The 26,751-nt window shown below is 59.7% G+C and carries 22 protein-coding genes and 1 pseudogene; 6 read left to right on the top strand and 17 right to left on the bottom strand.

Going from position 1 to position 26,751, the window contains the following annotated elements; genetic code table 11:
* Positions 1-20: 20 nt before the first annotated feature.
* The 4 genes from purH to htpX form a co-directional block, all read right to left on the bottom strand.
* Positions 21-1,634 (bottom strand): bifunctional phosphoribosylaminoimidazolecarboxamide formyltransferase/IMP cyclohydrolase, encoded by a 1,614-nt coding sequence (gene purH, locus HJB82_RS21785; RefSeq protein WP_221141393.1) that lies wholly within the window; start codon positions 1,632-1,634, stop codon positions 21-23.
* A 151-nt stretch (positions 1,635-1,785) separates the two neighbouring features.
* Complete coding sequence (locus HJB82_RS21780; RefSeq protein ID WP_221141391.1) at positions 1,786-3,459, bottom strand: heparinase II/III family protein; 1,674 nt, start codon at positions 3,457-3,459, stop codon at positions 1,786-1,788.
* 172 nt (positions 3,460-3,631) lie between these two features.
* Positions 3,632-5,020: an RsmB/NOP family class I SAM-dependent RNA methyltransferase gene (locus HJB82_RS21775; RefSeq protein WP_221141389.1), complete on the bottom strand. Its 1,389-nt coding sequence runs from the start codon at positions 5,018-5,020 to the stop codon at positions 3,632-3,634.
* Positions 5,011-5,973: a zinc metalloprotease HtpX gene (gene htpX, locus HJB82_RS21770; RefSeq protein WP_221141387.1), complete on the bottom strand. Its 963-nt coding sequence runs from the start codon at positions 5,971-5,973 to the stop codon at positions 5,011-5,013. The genes HJB82_RS21775 and htpX overlap by 10 nt, the downstream gene beginning before the upstream one ends.
* 110 nt (positions 5,974-6,083) lie before the next feature.
* Between htpX and HJB82_RS21765 the strand changes: the two genes are divergently transcribed.
* Positions 6,084-6,308, top strand: a complete 225-nt coding sequence (locus HJB82_RS21765) for a DUF1674 domain-containing protein (protein WP_207582303.1) — start codon at positions 6,084-6,086, stop codon at positions 6,306-6,308.
* A gap of 188 nt (positions 6,309-6,496) precedes the next feature.
* Here HJB82_RS21765 and acs read toward each other — a convergent pair whose 3' ends face one another.
* Complete coding sequence (gene acs, locus HJB82_RS21760; RefSeq protein ID WP_221141384.1) at positions 6,497-8,452, bottom strand: acetate--CoA ligase; 1,956 nt, start codon at positions 8,450-8,452, stop codon at positions 6,497-6,499.
* A 229-nt stretch (positions 8,453-8,681) separates the two neighbouring features.
* On the opposite strand from acs, the gene HJB82_RS21755 reads away from it, so the two are divergent.
* The gene (locus HJB82_RS21755) at positions 8,682-9,386 is read left to right on the top strand and encodes a DUF1013 domain-containing protein (RefSeq protein WP_007632151.1); all 705 of its coding nucleotides are present in this window, start codon (positions 8,682-8,684) and stop codon (positions 9,384-9,386) included.
* A gap of 80 nt (positions 9,387-9,466) precedes the next feature.
* Here the strand turns inward: HJB82_RS21755 and HJB82_RS21750 are convergent.
* From HJB82_RS21750 to HJB82_RS21740, 3 genes and pseudogenes are all read right to left on the bottom strand, one after another.
* Positions 9,467-9,565 (bottom strand): annotated as a pseudogene (locus HJB82_RS21750) (flagellin); the annotation flags it as partial.
* Complete coding sequence (locus tag HJB82_RS21745; RefSeq protein ID WP_221141382.1) at positions 9,558-11,468, bottom strand: propionyl-CoA synthetase; 1,911 nt, start codon at positions 11,466-11,468, stop codon at positions 9,558-9,560. The pseudogene HJB82_RS21750 and the gene HJB82_RS21745, both read right to left, overlap by 8 nt.
* 112 nt (positions 11,469-11,580) lie before the next feature.
* Entirely contained in the window at positions 11,581-12,240 is a 660-nt protein-coding gene (locus HJB82_RS21740; protein ID WP_221141381.1) for a YggS family pyridoxal phosphate-dependent enzyme, read from the bottom strand.
* Positions 12,241-12,441: 201 nt separating this feature from the next.
* On the opposite strand from HJB82_RS21740, the gene leuS reads away from it, so the two are divergent.
* Genes leuS through holA form a run of 3 tightly spaced genes read left to right on the top strand, consistent with a single transcriptional unit; the run spans position 12,442 to position 16,634 of the window.
* Positions 12,442-15,072 (top strand): leucine--tRNA ligase, encoded by a 2,631-nt coding sequence (gene leuS / locus HJB82_RS21735; RefSeq protein WP_221141379.1) that lies wholly within the window; start codon positions 12,442-12,444, stop codon positions 15,070-15,072.
* The gene (gene lptE / locus HJB82_RS21730) at positions 15,062-15,583 is read left to right on the top strand and encodes an LPS assembly lipoprotein LptE (RefSeq protein WP_207582307.1); all 522 of its coding nucleotides are present in this window, start codon (positions 15,062-15,064) and stop codon (positions 15,581-15,583) included. The genes leuS and lptE overlap by 11 nt, the downstream gene beginning before the upstream one ends.
* Positions 15,584-15,593: 10 nt before the next feature.
* Positions 15,594-16,634, top strand: a complete 1,041-nt coding sequence (holA, locus tag HJB82_RS21725) for a DNA polymerase III subunit delta (protein ID WP_221141377.1) — start codon at positions 15,594-15,596, stop codon at positions 16,632-16,634.
* 31 nt (positions 16,635-16,665) lie between these two features.
* Here the strand turns inward: holA and HJB82_RS21720 are convergent, their stop codons facing one another.
* The 9 genes from HJB82_RS21720 to HJB82_RS21680 form a co-directional block, all read right to left on the bottom strand.
* On the bottom strand, positions 16,666-17,547 hold the full coding sequence (locus tag HJB82_RS21720) for a ParB/RepB/Spo0J family partition protein (RefSeq protein WP_207582309.1): 882 nt from the start codon (positions 17,545-17,547) through the stop codon (positions 16,666-16,668).
* 26 nt (positions 17,548-17,573) lie between these two features.
* Positions 17,574-18,368, bottom strand: a complete 795-nt coding sequence (locus tag HJB82_RS21715; RefSeq protein WP_207584403.1) for a ParA family protein — start codon at positions 18,366-18,368, stop codon at positions 17,574-17,576.
* Between the two features lie 19 nt (positions 18,369-18,387).
* On the bottom strand, positions 18,388-19,005 hold the full coding sequence (locus HJB82_RS21710; protein WP_221141375.1) for a 16S rRNA (guanine(527)-N(7))-methyltransferase RsmG: 618 nt from the start codon (positions 19,003-19,005) through the stop codon (positions 18,388-18,390).
* 23 nt (positions 19,006-19,028) lie between these two features.
* Positions 19,029-20,906 carry a tRNA uridine-5-carboxymethylaminomethyl(34) synthesis enzyme MnmG gene (gene mnmG, locus HJB82_RS21705; protein WP_221141373.1) on the bottom strand — a complete coding sequence of 626 codons (1,878 nt, stop codon included), beginning with the start codon at positions 20,904-20,906 and terminating at the stop codon, positions 19,029-19,031.
* A gap of 69 nt (positions 20,907-20,975) precedes the next feature.
* Positions 20,976-22,286, bottom strand: coding sequence for a tRNA uridine-5-carboxymethylaminomethyl(34) synthesis GTPase MnmE (gene mnmE, locus HJB82_RS21700; protein ID WP_207582312.1), 1,311 nt, complete (start codon positions 22,284-22,286; stop codon positions 20,976-20,978).
* 188 nt (positions 22,287-22,474) lie between these two features.
* Positions 22,475-23,740, bottom strand: a complete 1,266-nt coding sequence (gene rho, locus HJB82_RS21695; protein WP_207582313.1) for a transcription termination factor Rho — start codon at positions 23,738-23,740, stop codon at positions 22,475-22,477.
* Between the two features lie 197 nt (positions 23,741-23,937).
* Positions 23,938-24,474 carry a protoporphyrinogen oxidase HemJ gene (gene hemJ, locus HJB82_RS21690; protein WP_207582314.1) on the bottom strand — a complete coding sequence of 179 codons (537 nt, stop codon included), beginning with the start codon at positions 24,472-24,474 and terminating at the stop codon, positions 23,938-23,940.
* Between the two features lie 2 nt (positions 24,475-24,476).
* Positions 24,477-25,523, bottom strand: coding sequence for a uroporphyrinogen decarboxylase (hemE, locus tag HJB82_RS21685; RefSeq protein ID WP_207582315.1), 1,047 nt, complete (start codon positions 25,521-25,523; stop codon positions 24,477-24,479).
* A gap of 73 nt (positions 25,524-25,596) precedes the next feature.
* Complete coding sequence (locus HJB82_RS21680) at positions 25,597-25,956, bottom strand: hypothetical protein (RefSeq protein WP_259671328.1); 360 nt, start codon at positions 25,954-25,956, stop codon at positions 25,597-25,599.
* Between HJB82_RS21680 and HJB82_RS21675 the strand changes: the two genes are divergently transcribed.
* Positions 25,924-26,745, top strand: coding sequence for a pyruvate, water dikinase regulatory protein (locus HJB82_RS21675; protein WP_207582316.1), 822 nt, complete (start codon positions 25,924-25,926; stop codon positions 26,743-26,745). The two genes, HJB82_RS21680 and HJB82_RS21675, sit on opposite strands and share 33 nt — an antisense overlap.
* Positions 26,746-26,751 lie beyond the last annotated feature (6 nt).

Genomic DNA, 26,751 nt, shown 5'->3' with positions numbered 1-26,751 from the left:
AGAGCATTTCCGCCACGCATTCAGTGCCGGAAATGGCGCATGCCGGTAAAGACCATCGCAATGCCATGTTCGTCGGCGGCATCGATGACCTCCTGGTCGCGCATCGAGCCGCCCGGCTGGATAACCGCCGTCGCGCCTGCAGCGATCATCGACAGAAGACCATCGGCAAACGGCAGGAAGGCTTCGGAGGCGACGGCCGAACCATGCGTCATCGGCACGGCAAGGCCGAGCGCCTTGGCCGCCTCTTCGGCTTTGAGCGCGGCGATGCGGGCGGAATCGACACGGCTCATCTGGCCGGCGCCGATACCGGCCGTCTGGCCGTCCTTGGCATAGACCACGGCGTTCGATTTCACATGTTTGCCGATCTTGAAGGCGAACTTCATATCATCAAGCTCCTGCGCCGTCGGCGCCCGCCTGGTGACGACCTTGAGCTCCAGATCCTCGACCATGCCGTTGTCGCGGCTCTGGACCAGCAGGCCGCCGGAAACGGTCTTTGCTGTCAGGCCCGCGGCGCGCGGATCGGGCAGGCCGCCGGCAGACAGCAGCCGCAGGTTCGGCTTGCGGGCGACGATCGCCTTCGCTTCCGCCGTGACATCAGGCGCGATGATCACTTCGGTGAAGAGCTTGACTATCTCCTCGGCCGTTTCGGCATCCAGCGTCCGATTGAGCGCGATGATGCCGCCGAAGGCGGAAACGCTATCGCAGGCGAGTGCCCGCCGATAGGCCTCGACCAGGCTTGATCCGGTGGCGACGCCGCAGGGATTGGCATGCTTGATGATGGCGCAAGCCGCCTTCTGAGGCAGGAATTCGGCGACCAGCTCATAGGCGGCATCGGTATCGTTGATATTGTTGTAGGAGAGCTGCTTGCCCTGAAGGAGGGCAGCCGTCGAAACACCCGGGCGCTTCTCGCCGGTGACGTAGAAGGCCGCCTTCTGGTGCGGATTTTCGCCGTAACGCATCTCTTCCTTCAGCGCGCCGCCGATAACGCGGTGGCGAGGCGTGTCGATCGACAGCACTTCTGCGAACCAGTTGGAAATCATAGCGTCATAGGCCGCAGTGCGGGCATAGGCCTTGGCGGCCATGCGCTGGCGGAAGGCATAGGCGGTCTTGCCCTCATCTGCGGAAAGCTGCTCTGTGAACTCGGCATAATCCGCCGGATCGGTCAGGATCGTCACATAGGCATGATTCTTGGCCGATGCCCGGATCATCGCCGGCCCGCCAATATCGATATTCTCGACGGTTGTCGGATAATCACCGCCGGCGGCGCGCACTTCTTCGAAGGGATAGAGGTTGATGACGGCGAGGTCGATGGCCTCGATGCCATGCTGTTTCATCGCCTCCTGGTGTTCGCTATCGTCGCGGATCGCCAGCAGGCCGCCATGCACCGTCGGATGCAGCGTCTTGACCCGCCCGTCCATGATCTCGGGAAAACCGGTGATTTCGGAGACATCGATGACCGCAAGGCCGGCAGCAGCGATCGCTTTGAAGGTGCCGCCGGTCGAGAGCAGTCGCACGCCTCTGGCAGACAGTGCTCGGGCCAGTTCGACGATCCCGATCTTGTCGAAGACGGAGAGGAGGGCGGTCTTGATTTCGATCTTGTCGGGGGCGGGGATTTTCTTGGAAATGACGGCCATGAAACCTTCTCCATTCGGGCTTCGGGAGACATCCGCTTAATTTAGAGCAGGATTCGGATTTCAGGCCGACGTGGGCCCAAGACCATCCTGCTCCAGGACGCTCGCATTCTGAGGCCGCGTTAGCACAGCTTCGTCGCCGCGCAAACAGGTGCTATCCCTTACGGGACAAAAACCAACGGATTTCCGTCTTCTCGGCAAGATCGAAGTCGATTTCGATCTGGTCCGAACCGCAAATGCCGGAGCTGTCGGCAAAGAAGATGTCCTCGGCGATCAGCACTTCACTGCCGGGTGCGGAAAACAGCCAGCTTTCACCGTCTGGCGCCGTCAGCAGCACGGACTCGCCGTCACCCTGATGTAGGACGATCGACGGATGGATATGAAAACGGGCGACAGCCTTCAGCGGCTCGTCATGCTCATATCCTTCCCGGACGACGAGCCGGTCGCGGCCGGTGACGATCGAGCCTGCGGCATTGAGTGTCAGCTCACGCTCATGCAACAACCCGAACGCTCTGAGATAACCGTCGTGGCTAAGCTTGATGCCGTCGCGCCCATCCTCCGTTTCGGAACGCTCGACGGTGACTGTTCTCACCGGTTCGGTGATCGCGTGATTGAGGAAAGGCGAGGGCGAAAAACGGCTGGACGAGGTGTCGTTGAGGATAACCGTCGAATGCGCCGCCGTCGTGCGCGCCATCTGGACATAACGGTGCCCGTTAAATTTCGGCGAACCGGAATTGACGATGAAACGGTGACGGCCGGACGACATTTCGAAGGAGAGGCTACCGGCATGTACGGTCCGAAGTGCGCCTCCCGAAGGCGGCGTGCCGGCATCGGCAATGATTACTGTCTTTCCCCCGGAAAGCCGCTGATAGCGGGAATGCGGCAAGGCCTTGAACGGCTGGCCGGCGGTCTCGTCATAGCGCAGTACGGAGATCAGCTCGTTTGCCAACGTTGAGGTCGCCCCGTTGAACAGCGCCAGATCCCCGTCCTGATGGCGAAAGAACCGCAATGCCGGGTATATGCGGTCGATGCCGGATATCAGCTTCTGCGGCAGGTCGTGGCCGAGATTGACATAGGTTTGCCTTAGCGGCAGCAGATCGAGCAGCAATTCCAGGCCGACGCGCGGATTGCGCGAGATATGGCCGCCATCCGGCAGAATCTGGCTATCGAATTCGCGGTCGAGCGCCTGCGCCGCCTTTCTGAGCGTGGATGCGCGGGCAGGCATGGCAACCGAGGCCATGGCGAGCGCGATACGCAGCCGAAACAGCTCCAGACCGCCAAGCGTATACGGCGCCATGCGGTGCAGGAACCTCACCTGGAACGCCAGCGACTTCATGAAGCGGCGATAAAAGCCGCGGTCGGCATTCTGCAACACCACCGGCGAATGCGACAGCCAGGCGATGACGCGCTGGGCGGTGACGTCGGTCTCCCATGCAATCCCCTCCATGCGGCCGGCATGGATGGAGAGCCAGCTGTCGACGATCGCACGGGCTGCAGCCGAGCTGCGCTCCGTCTTGTTCGCCCGCATGTGCCGGAGCCAGCCGAAGCTGTGAAGGCGGATGGCGAAGGGGCGCGAGGGCAGGGTGAAGTTGAAGGGTGACTTTCCACTCGTTTCCAACATCCGCCCGGCCAGGAGAAACCGTCCGTTGAGGATTTCGTCGGCCACATGCGAATCGATGCTGCGGAGATCGGTCGGCGCGACGATGAGACGCTCGGGCGCGTTGATCGAATGGCGGAGGAGCTTCAGGCGCAGCAACGCGACGCGGCGCAAGGCGCGCCGCCAAGCCTCCCGAACATACATGCTCGCAAAACGCCGACCGGACTGCATATTCTATTGTCTATTGACCCTCGTGGTTAAGAATAGGTGAAAAGTGGCCGATTTCATCGTCCGCAATGAATTAATTCGTGACAAGGTTAGAATATACGCAAATTCATGCTTAGCTGGGATCGCTGCGGTTTTTGGACGGGACCTGCCTGACACCGGGCACCCAAGCCCGCAATCAGGCCACGCGCCGCAGCACGGCGGCATAGAAGCCGTCAAGGCCGGAGGCGATGCCATCGGGCATTTTCAGCATGGTCGGAAGCGTGCGGAATTCACCGAGCGGCGTGATCGCCGCTTCAAGGCCCGGCCAGCGACCGGGATCGATCGGAACACGCTGGACCGCACCGGTGTCGGCAAGAACACGGGCAACGACGTCCTCACCCTCGACAGGATCGAGCGAACAATTCGAAAAAATCAGCGTGCCGCCCGGCTTCAGCAGGGTCAGCGCATGACGCAGCAGCCGTTCCTGCAGCGCCGCCAGCCTGGCGATATCCTCAGCTCCCTTGGTCCAAAGCACGTCGGGGTGCCGGCGTGTCGTGCCGGTGGACGAGCAGGGGGCATCGAGCAGGATCGCATCGAAACGCTCCGCCGGCTCGAACGTCGTCAGATCTGCTGCAATCGTCTCCGCCTTCAAACCGAGTCTGTCGAGGTTCGACCGCAGCCGTCTCAGCCGGCTTTCCGACTGGTCGAGTGCGGTGACTGCGCCGCCGGCAAGAATGAGCTGCGCCGTCTTGCCCCCCGGCGCGGCACAGAGATCGGCGGTCCGTTTGTCCGAGAGATCGCCGAAAAGCTGAGCCGGGATGCTTGCAGCCGCATCCTGCACCCACCACGCGCCCTCGTCGAAGCCTTGGAGCGAAGGAATGCCGCCATCGAAGGCGGCAAGCCGCACGCTGCCGGTCGGCAGGACAGCGCCGTGCAGCCGCTTTGCCCAGCCTTCGGGGTCGGACTTGACGGTCAGGTCGATCGCTGCCGGCTGAAGCTGAGATTCCGAAATCGCCAGCGCCGCGTCCCGGCCATAGGCTTTTTCCAGCCTGGCGATGAACCAGGCCGGCATCGGCGCGACCTGGCCGATCTTGTCGAGCACCTGCTCCTTCTCGCGGCCGAGCCGGCGGAGAATGGCATTGACCAGCTTGGCAAAACGCCGATTACGCGGATCCTGATTGGCCTGCTCGACGGCAAGATCGACGGCCGAATGATCCGGCACGTCGAGATAGAGAATCTGCGCCGCCCCGATTGCAAGCACATGGTGCAGCGCCCGCGCCCCTTCCGGCAGTGGCGATTCCAGCAGCGCTGCAATCGCGGCATCGATGCGCGGCAGATGGCGCAGCGTCGTGTTCAGGATGGCACGGACAAGCGCCCGGTCGTTTTCGCCGAGCGCCCGGTAGGCCGGATTGCCATGTTCATGGTCGAGAGCGCCGTCGAGCGGTAGTTTGCGATCGACGACGGCAGCAAGAATTTTTGCCGCCGCAGCCCGCGCCTGCATTCCGGGTTTGGCCGGCGCAGATCGCTCGGTGGAGGGCTTATGCTTGCGGAATGGTTTCTTCGTGCCGTCTGAATTCAAGACCATGGACCTTTTGGCGGTTGCGAACCACCGCGACCAAGACCCGTATCCGGAACAGAGCGCGATTTGCGCGACGGATTAGCAGCCCGAACCGGCGGCGTCGAGACGTTCATGCCGCCCTGCGCCATGTCCTGCAGCGCAGCGATGCGGTTTTCCGTGTTTGGGTGGGTGGAAAACAGATTGTCCATCCGCTCGCCGGAGAGCGGATTGATGATGAACATATGCGCCGTCGCCGGGTTGCGCTCGGCATCCGCGTTCGGCACATGGGCAGCGCCGCGGGCAATCTTGCCGAGCGCCGAAGCCAGCCAGAGCGGATTGCCGCAGATTTCGGCGCCACGGCGGTCGGCCGAATATTCACGCGTCCGGCTGATCGCCATCTGCACCAGCATCGCGGCAAGCGGCGCCACGATCATAGCAAGGAGAACTCCGACGAAACCAAGGGGATTGTTGTTGTTTTCACGGTTGCCGCCGAAGAAGAAGGCAAAATTGCCAAGCATCGAGATCGCCCCGGCAAGCGTTGCCGTGATCGTCATCGTCAGCGTGTCGCGGTTCTGGATGTGGGCCAGCTCATGCGCCATCACGGCCGCGACCTCTTCCGGAGACAAAGCGCTGAGCAGGCCCGTCGAAGCGGCGACGGCTGCGTTGTCGGGATTGCGGCCGGTGGCGAAGGCATTCGGCTGCGGGCTGTCGTAGAGATAGACCTTCGGCATCGGCAGGCCCGCATTGCGGGCGAGATCCCGCACGATCGCAAAGAATTCCGGCGCGTTGCGTTCATCGACTTCCTGGGCGCGATAGGCCGAAAGCACCATGCGGTCGGAATTCCAATAGGAGAAGAAATTCATCCCGGCGGCGATGACGAATGCGATCATCATGCCGGCCCGACCGCCGATTAGGAAGCCGACAAACATGAAAAGCGCCGTCATGAAGGCAAGCAACATGGCAGTGCGAACGAGGTTCATTGCGGATCTCCATCTCCGATTTCGCCGTCACAAGCTTTCAATCCCGCCGCCGGCGCATTATGATTTGGTTATTCGCCAGCCATTTTCAATATTTTCCGGCAGGAGATGCCATGCAGGACGCCGATAACGACAATAGCGAAACGCCGACGGCCGAGGGATCGGAGCCGCCGCGCAGGATGCTGTCCCCGGCTGCCGAACGTGCGCTTGCCGAAGCCGAGGAGCGGCGAAAGAACCAGAAGCCACCGGAGCTGCCGCCGGAGACCGGCGGTCGCGGCGGAGCCGAGCCGGCCCGCTTCGGCGATTATGAGATCAATGGCCGGGCAATCGATTTCTAAGTAAAATTTTCTCGCCCCGGTCGGAACCTGGATGCGCATGCGCTCGGCGGAATGCTGGTTCATTTGTCAAGAACCCGGCTAACGTAATCTTGTCGGCGACTTTCTCTTGAGCGGCTGGCCAGCCACACATCCAATTGTGGAAGTAAGGTGAGCCGTCCCAGCAACCTGGGCCTGAACGGCTCGATATCTCAGGCGGTCGCCTTGTTTTGCCGGTTGGCGATCAGATCGTCGACGACGGCTGGATCGGCGAGCGTCGAGGTATCGCCGAGAGCACCGAAATCGTCTTCGGCGATCTTGCGCAGGATACGGCGCATGATCTTGCCGGAGCGGGTCTTCGGCAGGCCGGGCGCGAACTGGATCTTGTCCGGCTGCGCGATCGGGCCGATTTCGGCGCGCACGTGTTTCACCAGATCCTGGCGCAGCGCATCCGTACCCTCATGGCCGGCCATCAGCGTCACATAGCAATAGATCCCCTGGCCCTTGATCGCATGCGGATAACCGACGACCGCGGCTTCCGAAACCAGATTGTGCGAGACAAGTGCCGATTCCACCTCGGCGGTGCCGAGCCGGTGGCCGGAGACGTTGAGCACATCGTCGACACGACCGGTGATCCAGTAATAGCCATCGGCATCGCGCCGGCAGCCGTCACCGGTGAAATACTTGCCCTTGTAGGCGGAGAAATAGGTCTGGATGAAGCGATCATGATCGCCATAGACCGTGCGCATCTGGCCGGGCCAGCTATCGGTGATGCAGAGATTGCCGTCGGCAGCGCCTTCCAGCACCTTGCCCTCATTGTCGACCAGCTGCGGTTTGACGCCGAAGAACGGCACCGTCGCCGAGCCGGGTTTCAGATCGGTGGCGCCAGGCAGCGGCGTGATCATGTGGCCGCCGGTTTCCGTCTGCCACCAGGTATCGATGACCGGGCAGCGCTTGTCGCCGACGACATTGTAATACCATTCCCAGGCTTCCGGGTTGATCGGCTCGCCGACGGTGCCAAGCAGGCGCAGCGACGCTCGCGAGGAACGGGTGACGAACTCGTCGCCGGCGCCCATCAACGAACGGATCGCCGTCGGCGCCGTATAGAAGATATTGACCTTGTGCTTGTCGATGACTTCCCAGAAACGGCCTTGGTCCGGAAAATTCGGCACGCCCTCGAACATCAGCGTCGTCGCGCAATTGGCGAGCGGCCCATAGACGATATAGGAGTGGCCAGTGACCCAGCCGACATCGGCCGTGCACCAGTAGACATCGCCGTCATGGTAATCGAAGACGTATTCATGCGTCATCGCCGCATAGACGAGGTAACCGCCCGTCGTGTGCAGCACGCCCTTCGGCTTGCCGGTCGAGCCTGAGGTATAGAGAATGAACAGCGGATCTTCCGCCTTCATCTTCACCGGCGGGCATTCCGCCTTCACCGTCGCGATCTCCTGATGATGCCAGAGATCGCGGCCGGGCGCCCAGCCGGTCTTGCCGCCGGTGCGGCGCACCACCAACACCTTGCTGACATGCACATGCTGGCGGGCCGCGATATGGATCGCCGTATCGGTATTGTCCTTCAGCGGCACCGGCTTGCCGCCGCGCAGACCTTCGTCGCAGGTAATGACGAAGGTGGATTCGCAGTCGACGATGCGTCCGGCCAGCGCCTCGGGCGAGAAGCCGCCGAAGACCACCGAATGCACCGCGCCGATGCGGGCGCAGGCAAGCATCGCATAGGCCGATTCCGGGATCATCGGCATGTAGATTGTGACGCGATCGCCCTTCTTGACACCGTGCTTCTTCAACACGTTCGCCATCCGGCAGACGTGCTCGTAGAGTTCGTTATAGGTGACCTTCTTGTCGATATAAGGATTGTCGCCTTCCCAGATGATCGCCACCTGATCGCCATTGGTCTTCAAATGGCGGTCGATGCAATTGTAGGAGACGTTGGTCTGACCGTCCTCGAACCACTTGATCGAGACCTTGCCGGTAAAGGACGTGTTCTTGACCTTGGTATAGGGCTTGAACCAGTCGATCCGTTTGCCGTGTTTGCCCCAGAATTTGTCGGGGTTCTCGACGCTTTCCTCGTACCATTTCAGGTACTTTTCCTTATCGATCAGGGCGCGCGCCTTCACCGGCTTCGTGACCGGATAGATCTTCTCCGACATGCAACTCCTCCTCATGGGACATGCGACGGGCCAGGTGAGTTTTAGGGCCCGGATTCAAATCACGGCAATTCATAGCAGCTCGGATCGCCACGGCAATTAGACAAAGGTCATTTGATTTCGGAAGAATTGCAATTCTGCGACAGTGCGGTTATATAGCGGCATATTTCCCGGACATTGTGGTGACAATCCACGGACCGCGACCGGCGCGGACGATAGAAGGACTATATCCATGGCTCAAACACTGCTCATGCCGAAGGCGACAGCCATCTGGCTCGTCGACAATACGGCACTGTCTTTCGATCAGATCGCGCAGTTCTGCAAACTGCATCCGCTCGAAGTCAAGGCAATCGCCGATGGCGAAGCGGCGCAGGGTATCAAGGGCCTCGACCCGATCTCGACCGGACAGCTGTCCCGCGACGAGATCGCCCGCGCCGAAGCCAATCCGAACCACAAGCTGAAGCTTTCCGAACCGAAGGTGCGGGTGCCGGAATCCAAGCGCCGCGGCCCGCGTTATACGCCGGTGTCCAAGCGTCAGGACCGCCCGAACGCTATTCTCTGGCTCGTTCGCAACCATCCGGAGCTTAAGGACGCGCAGATTTCCCGCCTCGTCGGCACCACGAAATCGACCATCGAGCAGATCCGCGAGCGCACCCACTGGAACTCCGCCAATCTGGCGCCGATGGATCCGGTAACGCTCGGCCTCTGCAGCCAGATCGATCTCGACATGGAAGTGGAAAAGGCTTCCAAGGGCCGTCCGTTGCCGACCGCCGCCGAGCTCGGCGCGACGCTGCAATCGGCTCAGGAAACCGAGCGCCTGACCCCGAGCTACGAGCGCGAGGAGGAAAAGGAAAAGGAAATCGACGCCGATGCCGTCTTCCGCAAGCTGAGTTCGCTGCGCTCGGCGCCGAAGGACGAAGACGACGATCAGTACTGAGGCATCGACGATCTCATGAAAAACCCCGCCGGTATGAGCTGACCGGCGGGGGTTTTTTGTTGCGGATTGCCTGTTTCGAATTAGCTGCGGAACAGGGTGAAGATGTTCTGCGCCGAGCTGTTGGCGATCGAGAGTGACTGGATGGCAAGCTGCTGCTGCGTCTGCAACGATTCACATCGGCAGGGAACCTAGACCGCGCTGGCGCAGCGCCTCGGAAATTTCCTCTAAAACCATTGGATCATCGATGGTTGCAGGCATTTTCCAGGGTATGCCATCAGCGATCTTCTGCATCGTGCCGCGCAGGATTTTGCCGGAGCGGGTCTTCGGCAAACGGTTGACGATGATGGCCATCTTGAAGGCGGCGACAGGTCCGATCGAATCGCGAATCATCCCCACGACCTCTGATTCGATTGCCGTCGTGTCGCGGGAAACATTCCGTTTCAGCACCAGGAAACCGCACGGCACCTGACCCTTCAACGTATCGATCACACCGATCACCGCGCATTCGGCGACATCGGGATGGCGGGCGCAGACTTCCTCCATCGCCCCGGTCGAGAGCCGATGACCGGCGCAATTGATGATGTCGTCGGTGCGCGACATGATGAAGAGATAGCCATCCTCGTCGATATAACCGGCGTCGGCCGTCTTGTAGTAACCCGGAAACTCGTCGAGATAGGCCGATCGGAAACGCTCGTCGGCATTCCAGAGGGTCGGCAGGCAGCCGGGCGGCAAGGGCAGCTTCACGACGATATTGCCGAGCGTCCGCGCCTCGATCGAATGGCCGGCATCGTCGAGCACCGCAATGTCATAGCCGGGCATCGGCAGCGCTGGCGAACCGTGCTTGACGGGAAGGGCGCCGAGGCCGAGCGGATTGGCTGCGATCGGCCAGCCGGTCTCCGTCTGCCACCAGTGATCGATGACGGGTATGGCGAGCATGCGCTCCGCCCATTTCAGCGTCTCCGGGTCCGCCCTCTCGCCGGCAAGAAACAGCGCCCGTAAATCCGGCATCGCATATCGGCGCATCAGTTCACCGTCACCGTCTTCCCGCCGGATGGCGCGGAATGCCGTTGGCGCGGTGAAGAGAACACGCACCTTGTGCTCCGAAACGATGCGCCAGAATGCCCCGGCATCCGGCGTGCCGACCGGTTTTCCCTCGTAGATCACCGTGGTTACGCCCGATATCAGCGGGGCATAGACAATATAGGAATGTCCGACGACCCAGCCGATATCCGAAGCCGTCCAGAAGACCTCGCCCGGCTTCAAGCCGTAGATATTTCGCATCGACCAATTGAGCGCGACCAGATGGCCGCCATTGTCGCGCACGACGCCCTTCGGCTGCCCGGTGGTACCCGAGGTATAGAGGATGTAGAGCGGGTCGGTCGCCGTGACCGGAACACAGTCGATCTCGGCGCCGCGATGCCGCGCCACCGCCGCCTCGAAATCCTGGTCGCGACCTCCGGCGAGATCTGCCCGAAGCTCCGGCCGCTGCAGCACCAGACAGCGCTCCGGCTTCGAATGCGCGATCGCGATCGCCTGGTCGACCAGAGGCTTGTAGGCAACGATGCGGCCAGGCTCGAGCCCACAACTCGCGGTGATCACCAGCTTCGCACCGCAATCATCGATACGGGCCGCAAGCTCGCTGGCGGCAAAGCCACCGAAGACGACCGAGTGAACGGCACCGATGCGGGCGCATGCAAGCATCGAAAACACGGCCTGTGGGACCATCGGCATATAGAGGATGACACGATCGCCTTTACCGATGCCGAGGTCGATCAGTGTCGCGGCGATGGCTTTCACCTCGTCAAGGACTTCGTCGTAGCTGAAACGGCGCTTCTCGCCGGTCATCGCACTGTCGAAGATCACCGCCGTCTCGCCGCCGCGCCCGGCCGCCACATGCCGGTCTAGGCAATTGTGGCAGGTATTGGTTTCGGCCCCTGAGAACCAACGGCCATAGACGCCTTCGTCGGATGAAAATACCTGTTCAGGCGGTTTGAACCAGTCGATATCGTCGGCTGCTTCGCGCCAGAAGGCTTCGGGATCGCGTTTCCAAGCCGCATAGGCCTGATCATAGCCGTTCTGCATCTGCTCCTCCCCAGGACATGCAAGCCTCAATCTAAGCGGGGGAGGGCGGGACGGGAAGCCCGACCAAAGCAGCGTATCGGAACAGGATGAGTTTAGGGCGGGCCGGCCTGCTTTAGCGCACGCCGAAAATCGCCGATCCGACGCGCACGCTGGTGGCGCCGAAGGCGATCGCCGTCTCATAGTCGCCCGACATGCCCATGGACAGTTTTTCGACCCCGCATTTGAGCGCGAGCTTTGCCAGCAAGGCGAAATGCGGCCCGGGATTTTCCTCGACCGGCGGAATGCACATCAAACCCTCGATGGAAAGACCGAGCTCTTCGCGGCAGAGGGTGACGAAAGCTGGCGTGTCGTCAGGAGCGATACCGACCTTCTGCGGTTCGAGCCCGGTATTGACCTGGACGTAGAGCCGCGTCGTCTTGCCCTGCCGCTTCATTTCCTCGGCAAGCGCGCGGGCGATCTTTGCCCGGTCCACCGTCTCGATGACATCGAAGAGCGCCACCGCATCCGCCGCCTTGTTCGACTGCAGAGGTCCGATCAGGTGCAGCACGATATCCGGCCGCTCGGCCTTCAGCGCCGGCCATTTGCCCTGGCTTTCCTGCACCCGGTTCTCGCCGAAGACACGCTGTCCGGCTTCGATGGCCGGGCCGATCGCCTCCGCCTCGAAGGTCTTCGACACCGCGACGAGCTGGACGGAACCAGCCGGACGACCCGCCTGGCGTTCCCCAGTCGCAATCCGCGACCGCACGTCGTTCAAGCGCTCTTGAAGTTCCATCGTTCTGCCTCGACATACCAGCATGAAAGGATTGGCAATGAACTAACCGGCCAATCTGTGCTTGCCAAGACCCGCTCCCGCGAAATCCCCCAGCCGGGATGAAGATCGGCCGCTTGCAGCGCCTGCAAAACTTGACGCTACGGTGGTTTCATGGTGAAGGTCTCGACCAACCTCCCCTGATTTTCCGGAATTTCGAATACCATGGCCACCGAACGTTATAATCCGCGCGACGCCGAGCCCCGCTGGCAGCAGAAATGGAATGAAGACAAGGTCTTCGAGACCGACAATTCCGATCCGCGCGAAAAATATTACGTCCTCGAAATGTTCCCCTATCCGTCGGGGCGCATCCATATGGGCCATGTCCGCAATTACGCCATGGGCGACGTCGTTGCCCGCTATAAACGCGCCCGCGGCTACAACGTATTGCATCCGATGGGCTGGGACGCCTTCGGCATGCCGGCGGAAAATGCCGCCATGGAGCGCGGCGTGCATCCGGCCTCCTGGACCTACCAGAATATCGGCTCGATGAAGGCGCAGCTGAAGGCCATGGGGCTGTCGCTGGATTGGAGCCGCGAATTCGCCACCTGCGATGTCGAATATTACCAGCATCAGCAGCATCTCTTCCTGGATTTCCTGGAGAAGGGCCTGGTCTACCGCAAGCAGTCGAAGGTCAACTGGGACCCCGTCGACAATACCGTGCTCGCCAACGAGCAGGTGATCGATGGCCGCGGCTGGCGCTCCGGCGCACTGGTCGAACAGCGCGAATTGACGCAATGGTTCTTCAAGATCACCGATTTCAGCCAGGACCTGCTGGACGCGCTGGATACGCTCGACCAATGGCCGGAAAAAGTGCGCCTGATGCAGAAGAACTGGATTGGCCGCTCGGAAGGCTTGGCGATCCGCTGGGAGATCGTGCCGGAAACGGCACCTACCGGCGAAAGCGAAGTCACCGTCTATACGACCCGGCCGGACACGCTCTTCGGCGCCTCCTTCCTGGCAATTGCCGCCGATCATCCATTGGCAAAGGATGCCGCCGCTAAGAACGCGGAGATCGAAGCCTTCTGCGAGGAGTGCCGCCGCGCCGGCACGTCGCTCGCCGCCCTCGAGACCGCCGAGAAGAAGGGCATGGATACCGGTATCCGCGTCCGGCATCCGCTTGATCCCTCCTGGGAGGTGCCAATCTACATCGCCAATTTCGTCCTGATGGATTATGGCACGGGCGCGATCTTCGGCTGCCCCGCGGGCGACCAGCGCGACCTTGATTTTGCTCGGAAATATGGCCTGCCGGTCGTGCCTGTCGTCATGCCGAGGGATGGCGATGCGGCAAGCTTTTCCGTCGGCGACACCGCCTATGACGGCGAGGGTGTGATGATCAATTCGCGCTTCCTCGACGGCAAGACGACTGAGGAAGCCTTCAATATTGTTGCCGACCGGCTGTCGGCCGCTTCGCTGGGCAATACGCCGCAGGGCGAGCGCAAGGTCAATTTCCGTCTGCGCGACTGGGGCATTTCCCGGCAGCGTTATTGGGGCTGCCCGATCCCGGTCATCCACTGCGATGATTGCGGCGTCGTACCGGTACCGAAGAAGGACCTGCCGGTCAAGCTGCCCGACGACGTCACCTTCGACCAGCCGGGCAATCCTCTCGACCGTCATCCAACCTGGCGGCACGTCTCCTGCCCGACCTGCGGCAAGGACGCCCGCCGCGAGACGGATACGATGGATACGTTCGTCGATTCGAGCTGGTATTTCACCCGTTTTACCGCGCCTTGGGAGGGAAAACCGACCGATCCTGAGGCGGCTAACCGCTGGCTGCCGGTCGACCAGTATATCGGCGGCATCGAGCACGCGATTCTGCACCTGCTCTATTCCCGCTTCTTCACCCGCGCCATGCGCGAGACCGGCCATGTTGCCGCCACCGAACCCTTCAAGGGTCTCTTCACCCAGGGCATGGTGGTCCACGAAACCTATAGCCGTGACGCCGGCGCCGGCCGCGAGTGGGTGGCACCGGCCGATATCCGCGTCGACGAGCTTGACGGTAAACGCCGGGCTTTCCTGCTGACGAGCAACGAAGAAGTCGCGATCGGCTCGATCGAGAAGATGTCGAAATCGAAGAAGAACGTCGTCGACCCCGACGATATCATCGCCTCCTATGGCGCCGATACCGCCCGTTTCTTCGTTCTGTCCGACTCCCCGCCGGAGCGTGATGTGATCTGGTCCGAGGCCGGCGTCGAAGGCGCCCACCGTTTCACCCAACGTCTGTGGCGGTTGATTTCTGAAGCCGCGGAGGCACTCTCGACCGTTGCGCCTGCGCCGGCAACCGAGGGGGAAGCGCTGTCGATTTCGCAGGCCGCTCACAAGACGCTGAAGGCTGTCGAAAACGATTATGACAAGCTCTGGTTCAACAAGGCGGTCGCCCGAATTTATGAACTGGTGAACGCGCTGGCCGCGCCGATGACCAAGGTTGCGACGGGCGAGGGTGATGTCACCTATCGCGCAGCAGTGCGTGATGCCGCCGAGATCCTGATCCAGCTGGTCGCGCCGATGACGCCGCATCTGGCTGAGGAATGCTGGACGGCACTCGGCAATGAAGGGCTGCTTGCCCGAACCGACTGGCCGCGATACGACGAGACGCTCGTCATCGAAAATGATGTCGTCCTGCCCGTACAGATCAACGGCAAGAAACGCGCTGAATTGACAATTTCTCGCGACGCAGATCAGAATGCCGTCACCGACGCCGTGCTGGAGCTGGATGCGGTGAAAAACGCGCTCAACGGACAGGCACCGAAGAAGATCATCGTGGTTCCCCAAAGGATTGTAAACATTGTCGTCTGATATCGCTTACAAGCTGGTCCGCAATGCCGGCATCGCCATGATCCTTGCCTCCACGGCTTTTCTCTCTGCCTGCCAGGTTCGGCCGCTCTACTCGGAAAATTCCGGTCTCACCGAAAAGCTTTCCTCGGTCGGCTTTTCCCCGGCAGGCAGCCGGGTCGAGCAGCAAGTCCGCAATCGCTTGATTTTTATAGCCTCGCGTGGGGCCGGCGAACCTGAAAAGCCGGAATTTCAGGTCGAGATGCATACAACTTCGTCTGTCGCCGATACTCTGCTTCGGGATTCGGCCGATACCTCGCGAGCCGGTCGTGTGACCGTCAGCGTCACCTATACGCTGCGCGCAGCGACCGATAATCACGTCATCAAGGCTGGCAGCCGTGCAACCACGGCGCTGGTGGATTTCCCTGACCAGGAGTTTGCCAAGCAGCGGGCAATCCGTGATGCCCAGAACCGCGCGGCGGATCAGGTGGCGGAATTCGTGGGAGCCGATATCGCCGCTGCGCTCAGCCGCTGAGGGCGGTGATGTGGCAGAGTTAAAATCCCACGAATTCGAGACCTTCCTGCAGAAATCGGTGCGGAACTATCGGATATTCGTCATCTATGGCCCCGACCGCGGCCTCGTCTCTGAGCGTGCTGCTCTGCTTGCCGGCAAGACCGGTGTCGCCCTCGATGATCCCTTCTCGCTGACCAAGCTCGATATCGGCGACCTGCAGAAGGATCCGGGACGGTTGCTCGACGAAGCTCAGTCTATCGGGCTGTTCGGCGGTGAGAAGCTGATCTGGATCCGCGGCGCCGCCAATGAAAAATATCTTGTCGATCCCTTAGCGTTGCTGGCTGAAAAGCCACTTGAAGCCGCCCATCTGATTGTCGAGGCTGGTGACTTGAAGAAGGGCTCCTTGCTGCGCAAGACGGCCGAGGCCGCGCGATCGATCATGACGATCCCGTCTTACGCCGATGACAGCCGTGCCCTGAATGCCCTGATCGACGTTGAACTCGGCGCGGAGAAGCTCGGCATCACCCCGGCTGCGCGCCAGGCGCTGATCGCATTGATCGGCGGTGACCGCATCGCGTCACGCAACGAGGTGCGCAAGCTTGCCCTTTATTGTCGCGGGTTCGATACGGTCGAGGAACATCACGTTACCGAAATAATCGGTGATGCCAGTGCGATCTCCGTTGACGATGCGGTCGACGCTATCCTGAGTGGCGATCTCAACGGTTTTATGCACGCCATGCAGAAGATCAGCAACTCGAAAACCGCGATCTTTCTCGTGCTCCAGGCATGCCTGAAACAGTTTCAGCTTCTCGATACAATGCGCGCCGAAATGGAAGAAAAGCGCCTGCAGGCGCCCCAGATCATGCAGACCATGGGTCGTCACCTGCATTTCCGCCGCAAGCCGATCATCGAACAGGCGCTACGCCAATGGACAGCGGAAAGCATCGCTCGTGAATCCAATCGTCTGCAGGCCGCGATCTTGCAGAGCCGACGGCGACAGGTTCTGGAGAATAGCGTTGCGATGCAAACGCTTCTCTCCACCACCCTTCAATCCGGGCGTAAATCTGCCTAACGCGCTATCCCGGAATTTCGGGCGGCGTGCATTAGCGTCTCTCAAGCAAACGGCAGACTTCTTCGAGTTGCTCTAGCGACTTATAGGAAATTTTGATCTGGCCGCCGCTGGTCTTGTGATTAATCGCAACATCGAGGCCGAGTGCATCGGAAAGGGTCCGCTCCAAGGCCAGCGTGTCAGAATCCTTCTGATCTCGCCGAGAGACGGCCAGTTGCGGCTCCGATTGCGCCTTGATATTATTCTGCGCCAACTTTTCCGCGTCGCGCACCGACATGCCCTTGGCAACGATCGTACGGGCTAGACCTGTCGGGTCAGGCGTCGAAACCAGGGCCCGTGCATGCCCAGCCGACAAGCTGCCGGCTGCAAGAAGGTCGCGAACCGGATCGGGCAGCTTCAACAGGCGCAACGAATTTGCCACGTGGCTGCGGCTCTTGCCGATAATCTCGCCAAGGTCGTTCTGCGTATAGCCATACTCAGCAATAAGTTGCTCATAGCCCAACGCCTCTTCGAGAGCATTGAGATCCGCGCGCTGTACGTTTTCGACAATGGCGATCTCTAGCGCCGTCTTGTCATCCACGTCGCGGACAATGACGGGAATGTCAATCAGCCCGGCAAGCTGGGCAGCACGCCAGCGTCGCTCGCCAGCGATGATTTCATAGCGATCGCGGTCCATCGTCCGTACGACAATTGGCTGAACGATGCCGTGTTGACGAATGGAACTGGCAAGATCGTGCAGTTCAGTATCATCGAAGAAACGACGAGGATTGCGGGGGTTACGACTGACGAATTCGATCGGGATCATCCTGTCGGCACTGATCGTCCGGTCAGCTTCAACCGGGACAGGCTGATCCATTTCGCCAATCAGAGCCGCAAGGCCGCGGCCCAATCGCCTTTTCGATACATCGTCATTCATGACCTAAATTACCTCTGAAATGATAATCACGCCGCCAGTCTCTGGCGCTCGCGCTGGATGACCTCCGAGGCAAGTTGCAAATAGGCCTGGCTGCCCGCGCATTTCAGATCATAGAGAATAGCCGGCTTGCCGTAAGAGGGCGCCTCGGAAACCCGCACGTTGCGCGGAATTAACGTGTGGTAAACCTTTTCCCCGAGATGAGTGCGTACATCATTGACCACTTGCTGGGCAAGATTGTTGCGCGCATCGAACATCGTCAAGACGATTCCCTGAATATCCAGGCGTGGGTTAACCGTCCGCCGAACCTGGCTGACAGTCTCAAGCAACTGGCTTAATCCCTCCAAAGCAAAGAATTCGCATTGCAGCGGCACCAACACCGAATGCGCGGCCGCCATGGCATTCATCGTCAGCAGATTGAACGAGGGCGGGCAATCGAGAAGAATATACGAAAACGCCTGTGCCTCGGGCGAAGACAGGGCCTTGCGCAACTTGAACACCCGATCGCTCTGCTGGGAGATCTCCATCTCGACACCGAGAAGATCCATCGTCGAAGGAACGATAGACAGATTGGGAACGGCTGTCTCGAGCGTCACCTCAGTGATTCCGCGCTCGCCGATCATCAGATCATAAGAGGAAAGCTTGCGATCGCGGCGGTCGATCCCGAGGCCGGTGCTGGCATTACCCTGCGGATCGAGATCGATGATCAGGACGCGCTCGCCAATAGCAGCAAGCGCTGTTGCGAGATTGATTGCGGTGGTCGTTTTGCCAACCCCACCCTTCTGATTTGCGATGGTGATAATCCGGTGTCGTTCGCCAGCCATTGCCGCAATATCCGATCTGTTAAACCAAGCGCCGGAGATTCGATATTTCCAATACAACAGATTCATGCTCGACGGCGCTTCTATGTTCTAACAGATCGAATTCCCACCGACCACGTGCTTTGTCGATTTCCCTCAGGTAATCCCGGCCTTTATGAAAAAAACCGCGGCAGTCTTCCTTATCCAACATCCACGGGGCGGAATATCCCATGAGACCGTCGAGGTCGGCAAGCGCCCGAGCTGAAATAGCCCCGCATCCGCCGATCTCAGCATGCGCATCTTCGATTCGAATGCTGTGCACGCTCCCGCGCGCATGTGTCTCGCGCAACGCAGTTCTGAGGAAGGCCGCCTTTTTATGATTGCTCTCGACCAGATGCACCCAACCATCCCGAAGTTCGGCCAGAAAGATCGCCGTGATGACGCCTGGAAAGCCACCTCCGCTCCCGAGGTCGACCCAGGTCGTCGGCTTGGGATGGATCTGAAACACCTGGCTGCTGTCCGCAATGTGCCTGTCCCAGAGGTCGCCGAGCGTCGACGGCGCCACCAGATTGATGCTCTTTGCCCACTTTTGAAAGAGCGCCGCAAAATGTTGCAGCCGTTCCTGTGTTTCACGTGAAACACGCAAACCGTTTAATTCCATTCTAAGACTCTCAAATCTTGTCGTCAGGCGCTATGACGCGAGAAAGGCTGGCGTCGACGTAAGTGCACGAGCAGCAATGCGATTGCCGCGGGGGTCATGCCTTCAACAATTGCAGCCTGGGCAATGTTAAACGGGCGGGCAGCACCAAGCTTCGACTTAAGCTCGTTCGAGAGGCCAGAGAGCGAGGCATAGTCGAAATCGGCCGGTATGTGCCGTTCTTCATCGCGCTGCTGATCGGCAATCGCCGCGGCCTGACGATCCAAATAAACGGAATAGCCCGCTTCGATTTCCAATGCTTCCGCCACCTTAGGCACAATCGTACCGAACTTCTCGGGCCAAACATTTCGAAGGGCATCGAAATCATAATTCGGATAAGAGAGCAGGTCATAGGCGCTTCGCCGCTGACCGTCGAGATTGATGTTCAAACCTGCGTGTCGCGCCTCGGTCGGTGTAACCGTCAGCGACTGTAACAGCGCCCGACCTGTATCGATGTCGGTTTGATAACGGGTGAATCGCTGCCTTCGTTCGCTGCTCACGCATCCAAGCTGCATCGCCAGAGGTGTCAAGCGCACATCGGCATTGTCAGCCCGCAAAGTCAGCCGATATTCGGCGCGCGATGTGAACATTCGGTACGGTTCCGTAATGCCACGAGAGGTGAGGTCATCGATCATCACCCCGATATAGGAATTTGTGCGGCTAAAATGAAACGGATCCGAATCGCTGCTTCGCAGTGCAGCATTTAACCCGGCGGCCAAACCTTGTGCGGCCGCCTCTTCATAGCCGGTAGTGCCATTGATTTGACCGGCGAGAAATAGGCCTCTCAGCCGCTTGACCTCGAGCGACGGCGTCAACTCCCTTGGATCGACATGATCGTATTCGATCGCATAACCGGGTTGAATGATTCTCGCTGTTTCCAAGCCGGGGATTGTCTTGATGAATGCAGCCTGTACTTCAGCTGGCAGGGATGTCGAGATGCCATTTGGATAGACGGTATCGTCGTCCAAACCTTCGGGCTCAAGGAAGACCTGGTGTCCATCCCGCTCTCCGAATTTGACCAACTTGTCCTCGATGGAAGGACAATAGCGAGGCCCGACGCCTTCGATCTGGCCGGAATACATTGCCGATCGCATGATGTTATCGACAATGATCCGGTGTGTCGCTTCAGTGGTTCTGGTCACCCCGCATTCGACCTGCTCGGTGGTGATCGCGTCGGTCATCAAGGAGAAGGGAACCAGCTCCTCGTCAGCACCTTGTCGACCGACAGCTTGCCAGTCGATGGTCTTTCCGTCCAGCCGCGCCGGTGTGCCCGTCTTCAACCGTCCCAACCGCAATCCAAGCCTGGCCAATGTCGCCGATAGCCCGATCGACGGCGCTTCCCCGACACGACCAGCCGGCGTCTTCTCCAAACCAATATGAATAAGACCGCGAAGAAAAGTGCCGGTTGTCAGAACGACCGCCGGTGACCTCAAGGTCCGACCGTCCTTCATGATGACGCCGGTAACCCGCCCATCGGCCACATCCAGATCGAACGCGTCGCCCTCGACGATCTCCAGACCGGGTGTCGCTTCGATCGCCGCCAGCATGGCCAGACGATAGAGTTTTCGATCGGCTTGCGTCCGCGGTCCCCGGACAGCTGCGCCCTTTCTCTTGTTCAGTATCCGGAACTGAATGCCGGCGGCATCGGCGACACGCCCCATCAGGCCATCCATGGCGTCGATCTCGCGAACCAGATGGCCCTTGCCCAGCCCACCGATCGCCGGATTACATGACATGATACCGATCGTGTCGCGTTTATGCGTCACCAAGGCGGTTCTTGCGCCGAGGCGCGCAGCCGCATTGGCAGCCTCTGACCCCGCGTGGCCGCCGCCGATGACAATCACGTCGTAGACATTGTCAGTCATATATCAACTCCATACCCGGCAGGCGCTTCACGTGAAACCGCGCATATATGCCTCAGCGTTTCACGTGAATCATTTGCCGATACAAAACTCCGAGAAGATCACCCCGAGCAACTGTTCGACATCCACTCTGCCGGTAATTCTGCCAAGAAACTCGGCGGCAATTCGAAGCTGCTCGGTACGTAGCTCAAGACTCACGTTTGTTTCCGAAATCGCTGCCTCTACCGCCGACAAACATTTCGCCAGCGAATCCTTATGCCGTTGGCGGCTGGGGATCGCCATGGACAGACCGCCAAAACGCTCGGCAACAATGTTGCCAATCAACCGCCGCAATTCCGGCAAGCCATCGCCTGTCGCCGTCGAGATCTGCAGATCGTAATGATCCGAGGTATCAATAAGATCCTTCTTCGTGCCGACCGTAACATGCGAAGACGCCGGGTCCAAGTCATCAGGGACGACGGGGTTGACCATGTCGACGAGCAACAGAACGAGGTCAGCGTCGCGCAGTGCAAGGCGGGCGCGGCGCACGCCTTCTATTTCAACCCTGTCATCCGCCTCTCGCAGGCCCGCAGTGTCGTAGAGCTTTATCAGGTAGCCGCCAATGTCGAGATCGACCTGCAAGACATCGCGCGTAGTTCCGGCCATCTCCGTCACGATCGCCACGTCGCGGCGCGCCAGAGCGTTCAGCAGGCTGGATTTTCCCGCATTCGGGGCGCCGGCAATGACGACCTTGAAGCCATCCCTGATAACCTCGCCGGCCGAAGCCGCTGCCAGGTGATGTTCAATATCGCGCCGAAGCGTCTCCATATCGGTCCAGACCATATCGGACACCGAACCGGGAACGTCGTCCTCGTCGGGAAAATCAAGTTCCGCTTCGACCAACGCCCTGGCACGGGTTAATCGTTCCGCCCACGAATCGTAAATAGCCGAAAGCCCGCCGGCGCTCTGTTCGATCGCAAGGCGTCGCTGCATCTCGGTTTCGGCGCCGATCAGATCGGCAAGCCCTTCGACCTCGACCAGATCAAGTTTGCCATTTTCAAAAGCCCGGCGCGAGAATTCACCTTCGACCGCCATGCGAACACCTGGAACATCGGCAAGGGCGTGAAATAGCGCCGCCAGCACGGCCTTGCTGCCATGGATCTGCAACTCGGCAACGTCCTCGCCGGTGAACGAGTGCGGGCCAGGAAAAAACAGCACCAGGCCATTGTCGATCGGCTGTTTGTTACGAATCCGAATCGTTCGGTAGGTCGCATATCGGCCTGCCGGAACCGATCCGACAAGCTCGGTCAACAGATCCCTAGTCGACGGGCCGCTGATGCGAACGATCGAAACGCCCGACGGTGGGGCACCGCTCGAGAGCGCATATATCGTATCGTTCGCCATGGCCTTGTCGCTGTTCCGTCGGTTGGAATCTGAATCGATCCTCTCAAATAGAAAAAGCTGGCGACATCATGACAATGCCTCCAGCTCTCATGAACGCATGTCATCCGGAAGCGTGTGCCGGTTCCAGGATAACGCCATGCATCTAAGGCGCATCAATCGGACGCGCTCTAGATGAATCCGGCTAAGGACTACGTATTCATCGAGTCGAAGAAGTCGGAATTGGTCTTCGTCTGCTTGAGTTTGTCGATCAGGAATTCGATTGCATCTGTCGTGCCCATCGGCGCGAGAATGCGGCGGAGCACGAAGATCTTCTGCAGATCCTGACGTGGAACAAGCAGGTCTTCCTTACGCGTGCCGGACTTCAGGATGTCCATCGCCGGGAAGATGCGCTTGTCGGCGACCTTGCGATCGAGGACGATTTCGGAGTTGCCGGTACCCTTGAATTCTTCGAAGATCACTTCGTCCATGCGGCTGCCGGTATCGATCAGCGCCGTTGCGATAATCGTCAGCGAACCGCCTTCCTCGATGTTACGCGCCGCGCCGAAGAAGCGCTTCGGCCGCTGGAGTGCGTTGGCGTCCACACCGCCGGTCAGCACCTTGCCTGAGGAGGGAACGACGGTGTTGTAGGCACGGCCCAGACGGGTGATCGAGTCGAGCAGGATGACAACGTCGCGTCCATGTTCGACAAGGCGCTTGGCTTTCTCGATGACCATCTCGGCCACCTGAACGTGACGCACAGCCGGTTCGTCGAAGGTCGAGGAGATGACCTCGCCGCGGACGGAGCGCTGCATGTCGGTCACTTCTTCGGGGCGTTCATCGATCAGCAGAACGATGAGATAGCATTCCGGATGGTTTGCGGTAATCGAATGGGCGATGTTCTGCAGCAGCACGGTCTTACCGGTGCGCGGCGGTGCGACGATCAATCCGCGCTGACCCTTGCCGAGCGGCGCCACCAGGTCGATCACACGCGGCGACAGATCTTTCGTGGTGGGGATATCGAGTTCCATCTTGAAGCGCTCGTTCGGATAGAGCGGCGTCAGATTGTCGAAATGAACCTTGTGACGGATTTTTTCGGGATCATCGAAATTGATGGTGTTGACCTTGAGCAGCGCGAAATAGCGCTCGCCTTCCTTCGGCCCGCGGATCGGGCCTTCGACCGTATCGCCCGTTTTCAGCGAGAAACGGCGGATCTGCGACGGAGAGATATAAATATCGTCCGGACCCGGCAGGTAGTTTGCATTAGGGGAACGCAGGAAGCCGAAACCATCCTGCAGCACTTCGACGACGCCTTCACCAATGATTTCGACATCCTGGCTGGCAAGCATTTTGAGGATGGCAAACATCAATTCCTGTTTGCGCATCGTGCTGGCATTCTCGACCTCGAGCGATTCGGCGAAAGCCAGAAGATCCGTCGGGGATTTGCTCTTGAGTTCCTGAAGCTTCATTTCAGCCATGAAGTGACCAATACTCTTTTCAATTTCGAAGGGGGAAGGCGATGTTGGGTCGTATTCGGTACTGCGAAGGGCTCGCAAACGACTGAACTCTACACACATGCCACGTAGATGAGATGCGCGGAAAATAGCGACTCGCAATCGCCGCCGCAAGAGGGCTGCTTAAAATGAAGCAAATTTAACCGGGAGGCGAGTTTGCCTCAGAACGGCTTCACCACGACGAGAATCACAATTGCGATCATCAGCAGTGTCGGTGCCTCGTTCATGAACCGCCAATAGCGTGCGGAGCGGCGGTTCTCGTCCCGTTCGAAGGCTCTGACGGCGCGGCTGAAGAACATATGAACACCGGTCAGCAGCACGACGAGACCGATCTTGGCATGCAGCCAGCCGCCCTGGAATCCATAGACAGACCAGGCGAGATAGAGGCCGAAAATCCAGGTCAACATCATCGCCGGCGTCATGATGATTCGAAGCAGCCGGCGTTCCATCACCTTGAAGGTTTCCGATTGCACCGAACCCGGTTCGGCATCGGTGTGATAGATGAACAGCCGCGGCATGTAGAACAACCCGGCCATCCAGGAAATCACCGCGATGATATGCAGCGCCTTGATCCAGAGATAGAGATTATCCGGGTTCCAGGCAAAAAGTCCGACCGCCATCAGCGCGAAGAAGGCCAGCGCAAAATGCGCACGCCGGCGGGCGTAGCTGCCGGCCCTGCGATCGGTCTGCTTTTCCATCATCACTTCCCGCCTCGCATCCAGCCGCCCCGAACGCGATCGACCAGCCGGCGCACATGCTCGGGGTCGGCCTGCGGTGTGATGCCATGACCGAGATTGAAGATCAGCGGCCCGTGGCCGAGGTGTTGCAGAATATCGTCGATACCGTCTTCCAGAGCCCGGCCGCCGGCAACGACGCGCATTGGATCGAGGTTGCCCTGAACCGGTCCGTCCTTTTGAAGTTCGGCGGCAAAGGCCAACGGCACCGACCAGTCGAGACCGATCGCATCCGCGCCCGTTTTCTGCCGATATGTCTTCAGCTGGTAGCCGGCACCTTTGGCAAAGGCGATGATGCGGGCGTGCGGTCGCTGGGATTTGACCGAAGCGATCATTCGCGCAACCGGCCTGATCGCGAAGGCCTCGAACTCTCTCTCGCCGAGAACGCCAGCCCAGGAATCGAAGATCTGCACAGCGTCGGCGCCGGCATCGATCTGAGCGACGAGATAATCGGCCGAGACGTCGGCAAGCAGCATCAGCAGATGTTCGAAGGCGCGGGGATGCCTGTAGGCGAAGAGACGGGCAGGGGCCTGATCCGGCGTGCCGTGTCCAGCAATCATATAGGTCGCAACCGTCCAGGGCGCGCCACAGAAGCCGAGCAGGGTGGTTTCGGCTGGCAACCCCTCTCGCAGCCGTCGCACCGTCTCCAGAACCGGGCTGAGATAATCGACAACCGCTTCCCCATTCAACCTGCCGATACCGTCTTCATCGATCGGATCCATCTCCGGGCCACGGCCCTCCGTGAACCGCACATTCCGCTTCATTGCATCGGGGATGACGAGGATATCGGAAAACAGGATGGCCGCATCAAAGCCATAGCGGCGTATCGGCTGTAATGTCACTTCGACGGCGTAATCGGGCGTATAGCAAAGATCGAGAAAACTTCCTGCCTTTGCCCGCGTCTCCCGATATTCCGGGAGATAACGTCCCGCCTGCCTCATCAGCCAGAGGGGAGGAGGGGAGAGGCTTTCGCCCTCGAGAACCCTCATGATCTTTCGGCGCGTGTCGTTCAAGCGCTTCTTCCCTATAAAAAATCAAAGATATTTTAAAAGGTTTCTATTTCTTAGAGTCGGTGTCTATCAAGGATTAAAATCCATCCACCGCCGATGCCATTTGTCGCGCGCGGGCAAAAAACATCGGAAGGATTTTGTCATTTGGCCAAAAGTCCGGGGAGAAGCTGAATCTGAAAATGATTTCAGATCCTTGCGGACGGACGATTTTCCCGATGCTTGTGGATAAACTGTGGACCTGTTCTCGACAAATCCAGCTGTTCCCCGTTTTCCACAAAGCCGGCAGAAACCGATCCGCAAAATTCGAAATGTGGATAAGCAGCCATGTTTTCCCTTGCCCGACACTGCCTCGCCGCCTTAGCTCTGTTTCATCCAGTCTTTTCAACAGGCAGCGGAAAATAACGTGGAGAACAGAACGAACTTCTTTCATCTGCATCTGATTTCTGACTCAACGGGAGAGACTCTGATCTCCGCCGGCCGCGCCGCATCGGCACAGTTCCGATCCGCCCAGCCGATCGAACATGTCTATCCGCTGATCCGTAATCGCAAGCAGCTGCTGCCGGTTCTGCAGGCGATCGACGATGCACCGGGCATCGTGCTCTATACGATCGTCGACCGGGAGCTTGCGAGCCTGATCGATGAGCGCTGCGTCGAGATGGGCGTTGCCTCGGTGAATGTGCTGGAGCCGGTCATGAATGCGTTCCAGATCTATCTCGGTGCCCCATCAAGCCGTCGGGTCGGAGCCCAGCATGTGATGAATGCCGGCTACTTCGCGCGTATCGAAGCGTTGAATTTCACCATGGATCATGATGACGGTCAGATGCCGGATGATTATAACGATGCCGATGTCGTCATCATCGGCATCAGCCGCACCTCGAAAACACCGACCAGTATTTACCTCGCCAACCGCGGCATCAAGACGGCGAACATTCCGATCGTCTATGGTGTGCCGTTGCCAGAGAGCCTGTTCATCGCCACCAAACCGCTGATCGTCTGCCTGATCGCCACCACCGACCGTATTTCCCAGGTGCGGGAAAATCGCATACTCGGCGCCACGCATGGCTTCGATCGCGAACACTATACCGATCGCGCTTCGATTTCCGAGGAGCTGAAATATGCCCGCTCGCTCTGCGCTCGCCATAACTGGCCGTTGATCGACGTCACTCGCCGCTCAATCGAGGAAACCGCCGCGGCCATCGTTGCCCTGCGCCCAAAGCTGCGCTAAGCGCTG

It is taken from the genome of Rhizobium sp. NZLR10 (assembly GCF_019685125.1).
Taxonomy (GTDB): Bacteria; Pseudomonadota; Alphaproteobacteria; order Rhizobiales; family Rhizobiaceae; genus Rhizobium.
Note: the sequence above shows the minus strand (reverse complement) of the source record. Positions and strands in the feature narration are given on the sequence as shown.